We start from the raw sequence: 13,676 nt of genomic DNA, 5'->3' as shown, positions 1-13,676 counted from the left end.
GCCGACTATTCTGTTTCGAAGCAGTAACCATATCCTAAACGAGTGACGATTCGTTTGCCGTATACGCCTATCTTCTTACGCAAGCGAGTGATGTTTACGTCAATAGTGCGATCGAGTACATAAACTTCGTCACTCCATATACGACTTAAAATATCTTCACGTGAAAAGACACGGCCTTTATTTTGAAGAAGAAGAAATAGAATTTCAAATTCCTTTTTGGTTAGAGAAATCTCTTTTTCATCAATGCTTACTTTCTTTTTGGTGATATCAATGATTAGTGATTGGTAGGTAATGCGTTCGGGTATTTTCTCTGTTTCTACTGTTGCAGTGCGCTTGAGCACAGCTTTTACCCGGGCAATAACCTCTCTTAATGAGAAAGGCTTAGAAATATAATCGTCTGCTCCGATGTTGAACCCCGTAACTGTATCGTTCTCTGTATCCTTAGCTGTTATAAATATGATGGGCACATTTGCTGTCTTTTTGTCTTTTTTCAGCACATTAGCCATTTTGAAACCAGATATTTCTCCCATCATCACATCTAGTAGTAGCAGATCATAGCTACTTATATCTTTTTTTAGGGCTTCTTCTGCAGAATTGGCTGTATCAACTTCATAGCCTTCATTTTCGAGATTAAACTTGAGTATTTCACAAAGATCTTCTTCATCATCCACAACTAAAATACGATAATCATTCATAGGTTTTTGTTTTTTGTAGTTAAAACTGTGCAGATCATTTACTTATCACTATTCGCAAAGTTAACTTTTATTTTCTTTGCTACAAAGGTGCGATACTTTTATTACAGAAAAATGAAACACCTGTTACGTTTTTGTGACAAGAGGCACTATTCATGAAATAATGCTGTATCTTTGTTTGCATAAATAAACTTCAAAACATGGTACGGACAAATTTCAGATTAGAGAAAAGAGGGATTCTTGGCATCGCTGCTATTCTTCTTTTAGTCATAGGATTGATATATATATTTAAATTTTCTTTTTTCCGTTCAGACTTTGAAATAACCGATGAGTTGGGAGGAAATATATTCCCTTCGGCTATTCTCTCGGTAGCGACTACTGATGCTCAGGTAATTCAGCCTTCCGACTCGTTTTATGTTGGAAATCCTAAATCATGCATCTCTGTTCGTGTGAAGTCGCGTTCATCTTATACACGTGTTCGTATTGATGTAGCCGAAACACCTTTCTTTTCTCATTCAGTATCCGAGTTTGTTCTCGAAAAAGCAAGGACAGAATATACTATCTATCCAGATATAATATGGAATTACGAAGCATTATTAGATAATAATCAGGCCTGCCCTATCAGTGTTGCTGTTACGGTAGAGCTTGCCGGAAAAGATTTAGGTCAGCGTGTACGTACTTTTTCGGTTCGTAGTCTTAATGAATGTCTGCTTGGGTATGTAAGTAATGGAACTGACTTTCACGATACGGGTATTTTCTTTGCAGCTTATGTAAATGAAGATAATCCGATGATAGATAAAATATTACGCGAAGCTCTCAATACCCGTATAGTTAATCGTTTTCTTGGTTACCAGAACACAAAAGCGGGTGCAGTCGATCAGCAAGTATATGCGTTATGGAATGTGTTGCAGAAGCGTGGTTTTCGTTATAGCTCGGTTTCTAACACCAGTTTATCAAGTAATGTGGTTTATTCGCAACGGGTGCGTACCTTTGATGATGCATTGGAGTCTTCGCAGATCAATTGTGTAGATGGTAGTGTACTCTTTGCCTCTTTGTTACGGGCCATTAATATCGACCCTATATTGGTGCGTACTCCAGGGCACATGTTTGTGGGTTATTATACGGATAGCAAGCATAAAGATATGAGTTTTCTGGAAACGACAATGATTGGTGATGTAGATCTTGATGATTTTTTCCCTGATGAACAACTGGATTCTACGATGGTAGGAAAGTCGCAGAACCAGATGTCGTATATTGCTTTCGAAAAGTCCAAAGAATACGCTGCTAAGAAATATAAGCAAAATGAAGTAGGTATACATTCTGGTAGGTTGAATTATATGTTTTTAGAGATTTCGAAAGAAGTTCGAAGAAAAATTCAGCCAATAGGGAAATAGGATAGGCTAATATTTTATTTTTTTTTATATTTAATTATTTTATTTAGCCATTATTCCAACTTTTGCATTTCTCTTTGAGCTATTTTATATATGATATAATAATTTGTTATATTGTAATATATTGATTGTATATAATCTTTATAAGAGTTATTTTGATTTTAATTTCTTTTAATTGTTTCTATTTTGATGTTTCTGTTTATTGTTTAAATGCTGTTTTTAGTGATAATTTTATGTTCTAGTATGTTTCTAGAGCACAAATGCAAGTTTTTTAATATTTATTCACTTATATTTAGGCTATTTCTTATTCTTATTTCTAAAATATTTCATAAGTTTGCAAATAAACCCAAATATGCAAAGCTTATGAAAAGAAATTATTGCTTATCATTTGTCTTTTTTGCCGTATTAGGGCTTTCTATATCTTCTCCGACGAATGCAGCCGGTAATTCGGATATATTAGCCTCTCAAAGTACTCAGCAAATAAAGAAAATCTCAGGAACTATTGTTGATTCCAAAGGCGAACCCATTATTGGCGCCAGTGTGTTGGTAAGAGGCACAGGTATCGGTACTATTACCGATATTGATGGGAAATTTTCCTTGAGTGCTTCTCAAGGAGCTGTGTTGGTTATATCCTATGTTGGCTACGCTAAAAAAGAGTTAACTGTGGGAGCGCCTACAGTGTATAAGATTGTATTGGTAGATGATGCTCAGGCACTTAGCGAAGTGGTGGTTACTGCCATGGGTATCAAGAAAGAAAAGAAAGCATTAGGATATTCTGTACAGGATATTAAGAGCGATGAACTTTTAAAAAATAAAAGTGCTAATGTTATTAACTCTTTAAATGGTAAAGTAGCTGGTGTTAATATTACTCAAGGAGGTGGCGCTGCAGGGTCCGGTTCGCAAATCGTTCTCCGTGGTGGTACTTCACTAGAACGTGACAATCAGCCGCTATTTGTTATTGATGGTGTTATTTTTGATAATGGTACGAACATAGGTGGCGATAGTGGCTTTGATGGTGCACAACGCACATCTTCGACATACAGCAACCGTGTGATGGATATCAATCCTGAAGATGTAGAAAGCATGTCAGTACTGAAAGGTCCTACTGCCGCTGCTCTCTATGGATCTAGAGCTGCTGCAGGTGTTATTATTATTACGACAAAAAAGGGAAGTGAGGGTAATATTCAAGTGAATGTGAGCACTAAATTCAGTACTAATTGGGTTAATCGTCTGCCTAAACAACAATCGGTTTATAAAAGAGGGACTTACAATGGTTCTGGGGTTTTCAGTGATTTCACAACGAACTCTTGGGGAAAGAAGTTTGCTGAAGGAGAAACCGTTTATGATAATGTGGGAGATTTTTTTCAAAATTCATCTATTTTTGATAATAGTGCTAGTATATCAGGTGGCGGAAAGAATAATAGTTTCTTTCTTTCAGCTTCTAGGTTTGATCAAGATGGAATCATCCCGTCTACGGGATATGTAAAAAACACACTTCGCTTCAATGGTGAACAAAAATATGGTGATTTAACTGTTGGGGCTAATGTTGCTTATACTGCTTCTAGTCTAGATAAAACATTAACAAGTGGAGGTTTATTCAACTCTTCCGGTACGGGAGCAATGGAGGGTGTTTATGGTTACTCTCGTAGTGATGATATGAAGCACTATTTGAATGAAGATGGTACTAGGTGGCGTATGTTCAAAGGGCTTCAAAAGGTAGAAGATGATACTGATAATCCTTATTGGGTTGTTAATAAGAATAAGATGACGGATAAAACCAATCGGTTAACAGGTTCTATAAATCTGAATTACAATGTGGCTAGTTGGATGAACATTGTTTATAAAGCAGGGATCGACCGCTACACAACTACTTCGAGGACTCTCATTGCTCCCGGAGGGGGAGTTATATCAAATTGGCAGAACGGAATGTTATCGGAAAGTAATAGAACGTATGAATATCTTTCTTCTAACTTAATGCTTAATTTTAATAAGAAAATAGGTGATGTTGGTTTTAATTTACTACTAGGGCATACGGCTGAAGATACCAAGATTAAGACTGATCGCGAGATGGGATATAACTTTAGTGTCGATGATATTTATAGTTTTAATAATATACTTAATAAAAATAAGAAACAAGAACAAATTAGCACTCGTAGGAGGCTCGTAGGAGGATATGGAGAGTTTAGAACTTCTTATAAGAGTCTGCTATACTTATCTGTAACAGGACGTAATGACTGGACATCTACGCTTCCAGTTGCCAATAGAAGCTATTTTTATCCTTCCTTCAACGGATCTTTTATTTTCACTGAATTGTTGCCTGAAAATAACGTCTTGTCTTTTGGTAAGTTGCGTGCTTCCTATGCTTTGGTAGGTAAAGACGCTGACCCAGGTGCTACTACAACTACGACGTGGGCTCCTAGTGCTCATTTAGCAGGATACGGAACTAGTAACTCTTGGACCAAAGGGAACCCTAATCTGAAACCTGAAAAAACAAAATCTACTGAGTTGGGCTTGGAAATGCGCTTCTTTAATGGTCGTCTTGGTTTTGATTACACTTATTATTCCAATAAAAGTATAAATCAGATTGTAAACCCTCGCTTGAGCCAAACAACTGGATATATTCTGGTCAGTTCAAATATTGGTACGATCACCAATAAAGGTATGGAACTTTCTATTACTGGTCAGCCTATTAAAACGAAAGACTTGACGTGGGATATGACATTGAATCTTTCGGGAAATCGTGGCAAGGTCAATGATCTTATAAATGGTGTAAGCATATTATATGTAACAGATGTGCAAGTGGGTAATGCGAAAGCTGCATCGTTTAATGGTGGAAACTTTATGGCTATATCTGGCTCTAAATGGGCAAGGGATCCAGATGGTAATGTTATTCTTGATTCTAAATCGGGTATGCCGACTTATGACGGGTTGGCAACTTATGAAATAGGTAATCGTGAACCAAAATTAATTGGTGGATTAAATAATAGCATTTCTTATAAAGGATGGAACCTGTCATTTCTATTTGATTTCAGGATTGGAGGTGATATTTATAACGGAACCGATTATTATCTCACGGATGCGGGCTTAAGTATGCGTAGCATGAACCGTGAATCAATAACGATTGATGGTGTTGTGAAGAATGGGGATGCCTATGAGAAAAAAAGTTATAACTTTGATGCCAATAAGTTTTATCTCAAAGGAGTAGAAGTGGCTGAAGGAACTAGTAATGCCCAAAGTGGAAAGTATGTTATCCAACAATATTACAAGACGTATTATGCCTATGAATCAAGTAACTATATGACTAATACTAACTGGTTGCGTTTGCGTTCTGTTTCTCTTTCTTATTCGTTCCCTAAAGTTTGGTTGGCCAAAACTAAATTTATAAAGGGGCTTACTGCTAATGTTTCGGGGACAAACCTACTATTGTGGACTAATTATAAAGGATTGGATCCTGAAAATAGTGCTGCCGGCTCAGGAGCTGTTGGCTCTAGCTCTGTTGGTATCGATTATTGTGGCGTTCCGTCTACTGCAGGAATGTCATTTGGACTAAACTTTACATTTTGATGATTAACGTTCTATTTAAAATTATAGATATGAATAAAATAAAAAATATCTGTTTAGCTTTGCTTTTGGCAGTAGCTTTCGCTTCTTGTAGTAAGTGGCTAGATGTAAATGAGAGTACTGATTCACCTGCGAGTTCTGCTGTCGCGGTAAATAATCGGTTGACTTCCATGCAGCATTATTTTCAATATGCGTATGAAACAGCCGGAATGCGTTCAGCCATGATAACCGGCGTTCTAACTCGTACTTGGTCGAGTGGTAATTCTCATAATGAATTGTGTGCTTGGAACCCTGTAATAGGATCTACTACTACCCCTTATCAAATGTGGTTTATAGGTTGTGCAGCAAATATCCCTGACATGATTAAAAAAGCCACAGATGAGGAGGCATGGCACTATATTGGAGCTACTAAAATAATAGAAGCTTGGGGATACATGACAATGGTTGACTGGTATGGAGAAATGCCATTTACAGAAGCTGTAGGAGATGCTCTGACTCCTAAATATGATACAGGAGAAACTATTTTTAAAGCATGTGTTGCTAAATTGGATACAGCCATTACTTATTTGCAAAAAGAACAGCCTGTAACAGCTACTGCGCTTTCAAAGGGAGATGGCTGGAATGGTGGCGATGTACAAAAATGGATAAAACTTGCTTATGGCTTAAAAGCTCGTTGGTTGAATAATCTTTCTAAGAAAAGTGATCTTTATGATCCTGATGCGATTCTGGATGCTTTGTCTCATGCAGCTCAGTCAAACAGTGAAGCTACAATAGTGAAGCATTATAATGATGAAGGGGATACTGATAAGGATGTGCTTCTAGGAGATCCATTGAAAACATCTATTTTGTATGATGGTATAGGCATGAATACGTACTTCTTTTACACTAAGTGGTACGCCGATTTGTTAACTAATACGTTTACTGGTGGTAGTAATGTGGAAGATCCGCGTACGGATAAGATACTTCCTTCTTCACAACAGAAAATAAATGGAGTTTTGAAATTGATTCGTACAGTACCAATTGATGTGATGAACAGTAATATCCGTACGAAGAATGGGCCTATATTGGCTTCTTACGCTGCTTTGGGAACTGATGAAACATCTACTGCAGTAAGATCAATCCTTGGATTATCTTCTACTGATAATGCGAAAAGATTTTTTGTCGCCAGTACCGATGCGGCCAGAGCCGGTGATACTATCTATGTCAATCTGCGTTCTCAGGGAGCGATGTTTACTGCTCAAAAGAGTTTAATGGATGGAAATGATGATACGTACAAGGATACTGATGGTCGCATCTTGTCTACCGGATCATTCTTCACTCGTCCGGATGCTCCCGGAATGCTGCTTACTTATTCAGAGCTTTGTTTCATTAAAGCCGAGGTCTTGTTTCGCAAAGGAGAAAAAGGAATAGCGTTGACGGCTTACAAAGATGGAATCCGATCTCATATGGAATTAATGAATCAGAAGCTAGCTACTTATATTACTAGTGTTAATCCGAATAAATATTCAATAGATCAATCGAAAATAGATGCTTTTCTGGGAAGTTCTGCGGTTGCTCAGAATGTTGGCGATTTAACCATGGCTAAGATTATGCAACAAAAGTTTATAGCATGTTCTTTCTCGCTTCAAAACTGGAATGATATGCGTCGCTTTGACTATAGCACTCCTGGTGAATTTGGAGTTGTTTATCCTGATTTTAAGCGTCCTTATGAGTTTGATTATAATTCAGGTAGTACGAAAATTACCGGAACGGTGAATTCTGATTCTCGTTATTGGTTCCGTCGTATGATTCAGTGCTCTCATGAGCGCAATTATAATTCGGATAATTTAATAGCTTCAAATCCGGAAGCGTTATTAACGACGAATTGGTCTCGTCCAGTTTGGTGGGATACAAAGGAATAAAATTAATATCATTTAAAAGAGGTGGTCAATTGGGCCACCTCTTTTAATTTTAGCTGAATCTATGCTCTTCTTTTTGTTAAAATTAAGTTTTTCTGCAATCTTGTTTTTGCATTTTGTATGCATAATATAGCTAAAGGTAAAACAATCAACATATTGCCCATAAAACAACGTGTATCTTTAAACTATAAATTGTTAACGACTTTTTGAATGATATCTCTTCGAGTGCTGATATGTCGCAAAACACTGTTTATTTTGTCTTTTCAAACCAAAATAATAAAAAATGAACAGTATTACCCCTTTTGTAACGGCACTAGCCGAAGAGTTGGTTCGATCTGAACGGCAGGGAACAGCCCGATCGTATATTAGCTCCATTCGCAAGTTGAATCTCTTTGCTCAATGTGACACATTGACTTTTGACGAACTTACACCTGCATTACTTAAAAGATATGAACTGTATCTTTACGCAGATGGATGCAAACGTAATTCTGTATCGCTGTATATGCGAATGTTACGTTCTATCTTCAATCAGGCTTGTCGACGAGGGATCGCAACGCCTGTTGTCGGGCTTTTTGATGAGGTCTTCACAGGTACTGATTCTTCCGAAAAACGAGCAGCATCTCCTAAAGTGATTAAGCGTCTTAATGAGATTGAGTTGGGAAAGGATGATGCATTGATTTTTGCTCGCGATATTTTTCTTCTTTCTTTTTTCTTGCGCGGCATTCCGTTTGTCGATCTTGCACATTTGCGTAAGAGTGATATTCGGATGGGCGTTTTGAGGTATAGGCGTAGTAAGACGAACCGTTTGCTTACTGTCGCCCTGGAGCCTTGCGCTCAAGCTCTCTTTCGCAAATATGCACTTCAGACGAAAGATTCTCCTTACTTGCTGCCAATCATTAGTCGTCCTGGATGTGATGAATATCTCCAGTATCAAAGTGCTTTACGCCTGTATAATAAGAGATTGTCACGACTCTCGGAGATCTTAAAATTAAAAACCTCTTTGACTTCTTATGTGGCTCGCCACTCATGGGCAACTGCTGCTTATCGTCAGGGCATCCCTGTGGCCGTCATTAGTGAATCCCTTGGTCATGCTTCTGAAAAGGTTACATATACTTATCTCGCTTCGTTTGAGAATCGCACGTTACGCAATGCGAATAGAAAGGTTATTGCATTACTCGATTTCAAGGAGGAGAGAGAACCGTCATTTTCTAAGCCTCCATCTTTCAAAACGAAAAATAGTGTATTTCAATAAATCTATTTTGGAATATGAAATAAAATGAAAGTGGAAATTATTGCTAAATCGCTTGTAGGAAGGAGATAGTTGTATATTCTATCCATTCTGTTACTTGATAGGTAACGGAATTTGTTTTGTTATTGCAAAGATTCAATTAATTTATAAAAAAGCCAAATGAAAAATGTTTTATTTTTAAACTTTATTTTTCAAATAAAATCTTACTTAAATCATATGATTAGAATATACAAGTACTTCTCATAAGGATTATTGTCAACATTCATGGTTAGAGTAAGCGTATGTCTATTAATTGACAATTACTAAAAATGAGATGAATTTATTTTATTCTTTTTAAGTTGTATTATGACTTGCATTAACTATTATCCTCAAACAAATCCTACAAATATAAATATGAGCTAATTAAATCGTATATAATGAAGCTTGCTTATTAGTTGTGTACTAAATAGATATAGTTAAACCTATAGAGTTTTTATTCGTTTTTTATTTATTCAAATCAAGTAAACTTTTTTATTTCAATGCATTTGGATTTCCGTTACCTATCAAGTAACAGAATTCAAAAAGATAGCAGAGATATTATGTTAACTTCGAATACGAAAAAAGCGATAGCACTGCTTCGTGATATGTACTATCGGCATGGATATGGCAAAGATAATCTATGTGATTTTTCTGATTCTTCGACTCAAAAGATGTTGGGCAATTTAGAATCGGTAGGACTTATCTGTTTGCGTACAGATGAGGTCGCCAATGCTTTGTCGTCTTACGAACTATGCAAACCTTTGTTTGAAATTACTCTTCAAGATTTATTGTTGGCTACTGGAGAAGGTATTTGTCCCGTTTTTAATAATAAGGAGAAAATATACGAACAGTACGGCACGGCTGCTTCTCGACTTGGTGTACTTAACGAGGTTACTTGTGAACTCTTGGCCAAAATTCGTATTATTGATTTGTGAGCCACTCCCTTTAGCGAAGTTCTTTGAAATGTATCAATTCCACTAGTTTCTTGCTGTCACTTTCTTATTTTATTCTTTTAATTTTAATATTTAAAGAAAATACTCGTACTTTGTAATCAGAAAATGCATGTGCGTTTCTTGCTGGCTCTTAATGCCGAAGAAAATGTTAGCTATTGCTTTTTACGAATATAAATAATACGCAGTATGATGCAACAGGGCAATAAATTTATCTCCCCGGGAGCTTGGTTTTCGATGATATATCCTTCAAATTGGAACGAATTTGAAGATGGTGAGGGCAGCTTCCTTTTCTATAATCCCGATAAATGGACGGGTAACTTCCGTATCTCTGCATACAAAGCGGATGCTAAATCTTCTGCTGCCATGACTTATGGACGGCAATCTGTATTGGATGAATTGAAAGAAAATTCTTCTGCTTCCTCTATTAAAATAGGAGAACTGGAATGTGCTTACAGCAAGGAAATGTTTCAGGAAGAAGGTGAATACTATACTACTCATCTATGGATTACAGGCATAAACGATGTTGCTTTTGAATGTAGTTTTACTGTTCTCAAAGGTGCTGAAGTGAAAGAGGCGGAAGAGGTAATTGCTTCACTTGATGTAAGACAAAATGGTGTGAAGTATCCGGCAGAAATTATTCCTATCCGACTGTCGGAAATTTATCAGGTGAATGAAGGCTATGAGTGGGCTGTGTCTACAGTCAAGAAGCTTCTAAAGAAAGACTTCCAAGGTGTAGAAGATGATTTGCTTAGACTTCAACAGGTCATTGATGGTGGCACGATAGATAAGTCACAACGCGATTCATGGATGGCTTTTGGGGTAACTGTTTGTACCATTCTAGGCAATGAAATTGATGGCTTTGAGTGGAAAACGCTCATTGATGGTAACCGTGAGGTACCGGTACTACAATATAAGCAGGCAGAGAATCTTATTGATCCAATGAAGCTGATTTGGAGTAAGGTGAAGGCCGGTGAGCATTGCAACGTAGTTGAGGAGTATAAAAATGTAATTGAAGAAATCGGTAGATAAATCTATCTTGAATAATAATTTATGGTAAGTTACTTACAGGTAGATGGTCTCACCAAATCGTTTGGGGACTTAGTTCTTTTTCAGAATATATCTTTTGGCATAGGCGAAGGGCAACGAATGGGGCTGATTGCTAAGAATGGAGCGGGAAAAACAACCTTGCTGAATATCCTTTCCGGTAAGGAAGGGTATGATGGTGGAAATATTGTTTTTCGTCGGGATTTGCGTGTGGCTTATTTAGAGCAAGATCCTCAATATCCAAGTGAATTGACAGTACTTGAGGCTTGTTTCCACAAAGGCAATAGTACGGTGGAGCTTATTAAGGAATATGAGCACTGCATGGAGACGGAGGGGCATCCCGGACTGGAGGAGCTCTTGATTAGAATGGAGCATGAAAAGGCATGGGACTATGAGCGCAAGGCCAAACAGATTCTGTCTCAACTAAAAATTAAAAACCTCGATCAGTTAGTAAAGCACCTTTCCGGTGGGCAACTAAAGCGAGTGGCGCTGGCTAATACGCTCATTACGGAACCTGATCTCTTGATTCTTGATGAACCTACCAATCACCTCGATTTGGACATGACCGAATGGTTGGAAGAGTATCTGCAACGCACCAATCTTTGTTTGCTAATGGTGACGCATGATCGATATTTTCTCGACCGTGTCTGCTCGGAAATTATAGAGATAGATAATCAGCAGGTGTATCAATATAAAGGAAACTATAGTTATTATCTTGAAAAGCGCCAAGAGCGGGTGGACGCTACTAATACTGAAATAGATAGGGCTAGCAATCTTTACCGCACGGAACTCGACTGGATGCGCCGGATGCCACAAGCACGTGGTCATAAAGCGAAGTACCGCGAGGATGCTTTTTATGAGCTGGAAAAGGTGGCTAAACAAAGATTCAACAATGATAATGTGAAGCTTGAGGTGAAGGCTTCCTATATTGGTTCTAAGATATTCGAAGCTGATCATCTACGTAAGAGCTTTGGTGAACTGAAGATATTAGATGACTTCTCGTACGTCTTTGCTCGTTATGAGAAGATGGGAATTGTGGGAAACAATGGTACGGGAAAGTCTACTTTCATCAAAATCCTGATGGGAGAAGTACAGCCTGATAGTGGAACGGTGGACGTAGGTGAAACGGTTCGCTTTGGTTATTACTCGCAGGATGGTTTGCAGTTTGATGATCGCATGAAAGTGATTGATGTGATTCAGGATGTTGCCGAAGTCATAGAACTGGGCAATGGAAAGCAACTAACTGCTTCACAGTTCTTGCAACACTTCTTGTTTACACCCGAGACGCAACATAGCTATGTGTATAAGTTGAGTGGGGGAGAGCGTCGCCGTTTGTACCTTTGTACGGTGCTGATGCGCAATCCAAACTTCCTGGTGTTGGATGAACCAACGAATGATTTGGATATTATCACGCTGAATGTGCTCGAAGAGTATTTGCAGAGCTTCAGAGGATGCGTCATTGTGGTGTCGCATGACCGCTATTTCATGGATAAGGTAGTCGATCATCTCATGGTATTCAATGGGCAAGGAGATATTCGCGATTTCCCGGGTAATTATAGTGATTATCGTGATTGGAAGGAAGCGCGTGCGCAGAAAGAGAAAGAGGCTGAGAAGCCACAGGAAGAGAAGACTACTCGTGTTCGCCTGAACGATAAGAGAAAGATGAGCTTCAAAGAGAAACGAGAGTTTGAGCAACTGGAACAAGATATTGCTACACTCGAAGAAGAAAAGAAAAAGATTGAAGAGGATTTATGCAGTGGTGTTTTGTCGGTAGAAGAACTCACGGATAAGTCGAAAAGGTTGCCGGAGGTAAATGATTTGATTGATGATAAAACGATGCGCTGGTTAGAACTAAGTGAAATTGATTCATGAATAAAACAAATTACCATAGTCATTGCTCTTTTTGTGATGGTCGTGCCCCATTGGAAGATTTCGTAAAGGCGGCCATTGCAGAAGGCTTTTCAGCTTATGGCGTGTCTTCCCATGCGCCGTTACCCTTCTCTACTCGCTGGTCGATGGACTGGGAACAGATGGATGATTATCTGGCCGAATGTAATCGACTGAAAGAAAAGTATGCCAGCCAGATAGAGCTATATGTGGGCTTAGAGATTGATTACCTGAATGAGGAAAGCAATCCTTCTATTGCTCGTTTTCGGGAGCTACCGCTTGATTACCGTATTGGTTCTGTGCACATGCTTTATGATGATAACGGTGATGTGGTAGATATAGACTGCTCTTCGGATGTATTTAGAAAGTTGATCGATGAGCACTTTGGTGGTGATCTGGTGCGGGTTGTTCATCTGTATTATGACAAGCTTCTCCGTATGGTTGACTTGGGAGGGTTTGATATTTTGGGGCACGCTGATAAGATGCATTACAATGCTGCATGTTATCGCCCAGGCATGCTAGATGAGCCATGGTATAATTCATTGATGCATTCTTATTTTTCTGAGATAGCCCGAAAAGGTTATATGGTAGAGATAAATACTAAAGCCTATCATCAATTAGGTACTTTTTATCCTAATGAAAGGTATTGGATATTGCTAAAAGAACTGGGCATTCAAGTACTGGTGAATACTGATGCACATTATGTTGATCGAATTAGCAATGGACGATTGGAAGCACTGCAAGCATTGCGCACTGCAGGATATACCACTGTGATGGAATTACATGACGGACAGTGGGAGGAAGTGCTTATCGATTATTAATTGTTTCTTATTATTTACAAGTAAGCGTATGAAAAGAGAAGATATAACTTCACCACGGTTAACTAACTAGTTCACCGTGGTTAACTAGTGAATTCACCGCGGTTAACTAGTTAGTTCACCAAACCCCTCTCAGAAGACCTGTAGCGCATGCTCTGATATGTT

At 38.2% G+C, this 13,676-nt stretch carries 9 protein-coding genes; 8 read left to right on the top strand and 1 reads right to left on the bottom strand.

Going from position 1 to position 13,676, the window contains the following annotated elements; genetic code table 11:
* Positions 1–5: 5 nt before the first annotated feature.
* Complete coding sequence (locus tag BQ5338_RS02845) at positions 6–695, bottom strand: response regulator transcription factor (RefSeq protein WP_071145294.1); 690 nt, start codon at positions 693–695, stop codon at positions 6–8.
* A 197-nt stretch (positions 696–892) separates the two neighbouring features.
* Between BQ5338_RS02845 and BQ5338_RS02840 the strand changes: the two genes are divergently transcribed.
* The 8 genes from BQ5338_RS02840 (at position 893) to BQ5338_RS02805 (ending at position 13,514) form a co-directional block, all read left to right on the top strand.
* Positions 893–2,086, top strand: a complete 1,194-nt coding sequence (locus BQ5338_RS02840; protein WP_071145293.1) for an AsmA family protein — start codon at positions 893–895, stop codon at positions 2,084–2,086.
* 360 nt (positions 2,087–2,446) lie between these two features.
* Complete coding sequence (locus BQ5338_RS02835) at positions 2,447–5,647, top strand: SusC/RagA family TonB-linked outer membrane protein (protein ID WP_071145292.1); 3,201 nt, start codon at positions 2,447–2,449, stop codon at positions 5,645–5,647.
* Positions 5,648–5,676: 29 nt separating this feature from the next.
* A complete protein-coding gene (locus tag BQ5338_RS02830; RefSeq protein ID WP_071145849.1) occupies positions 5,677–7,545 on the top strand; it encodes a SusD/RagB family nutrient-binding outer membrane lipoprotein in 1,869 nt (622 codons plus the stop codon).
* Between the two features lie 280 nt (positions 7,546–7,825).
* A complete protein-coding gene (locus BQ5338_RS02825) occupies positions 7,826–8,794 on the top strand; it encodes a tyrosine-type recombinase/integrase (protein WP_071145291.1) in 969 nt (322 codons plus the stop codon).
* Positions 8,795–9,369: 575 nt separating this feature from the next.
* Positions 9,370–9,744, top strand: a complete 375-nt coding sequence (locus BQ5338_RS02820; protein ID WP_071145848.1) for a hypothetical protein — start codon at positions 9,370–9,372, stop codon at positions 9,742–9,744.
* A gap of 207 nt (positions 9,745–9,951) precedes the next feature.
* Positions 9,952–10,791 (top strand): DUF3805 domain-containing protein, encoded by an 840-nt coding sequence (locus BQ5338_RS02815; RefSeq protein ID WP_071145847.1) that lies wholly within the window; start codon positions 9,952–9,954, stop codon positions 10,789–10,791.
* A 21-nt stretch (positions 10,792–10,812) separates the two neighbouring features.
* Positions 10,813–12,678, top strand: coding sequence for a ribosomal protection-like ABC-F family protein (abc-f, locus tag BQ5338_RS02810; protein WP_071145290.1), 1,866 nt, complete (start codon positions 10,813–10,815; stop codon positions 12,676–12,678).
* Positions 12,675–13,514: a histidinol-phosphatase gene (locus BQ5338_RS02805; RefSeq protein WP_071145289.1), complete on the top strand. Its 840-nt coding sequence runs from the start codon at positions 12,675–12,677 to the stop codon at positions 13,512–13,514. Before abc-f ends, BQ5338_RS02805 begins: the two co-directional genes overlap by 4 nt.
* Positions 13,515–13,676: the final 162 nt, after the last annotated feature.

It is taken from the genome of Bacteroides ihuae (assembly GCF_900104585.1).
In the GTDB taxonomy this organism is placed as follows: domain Bacteria; phylum Bacteroidota; class Bacteroidia; order Bacteroidales; family Bacteroidaceae; genus Bacteroides; species Bacteroides ihuae.
Note: the sequence above shows the minus strand (reverse complement) of the source record. Positions and strands in the feature narration are given on the sequence as shown.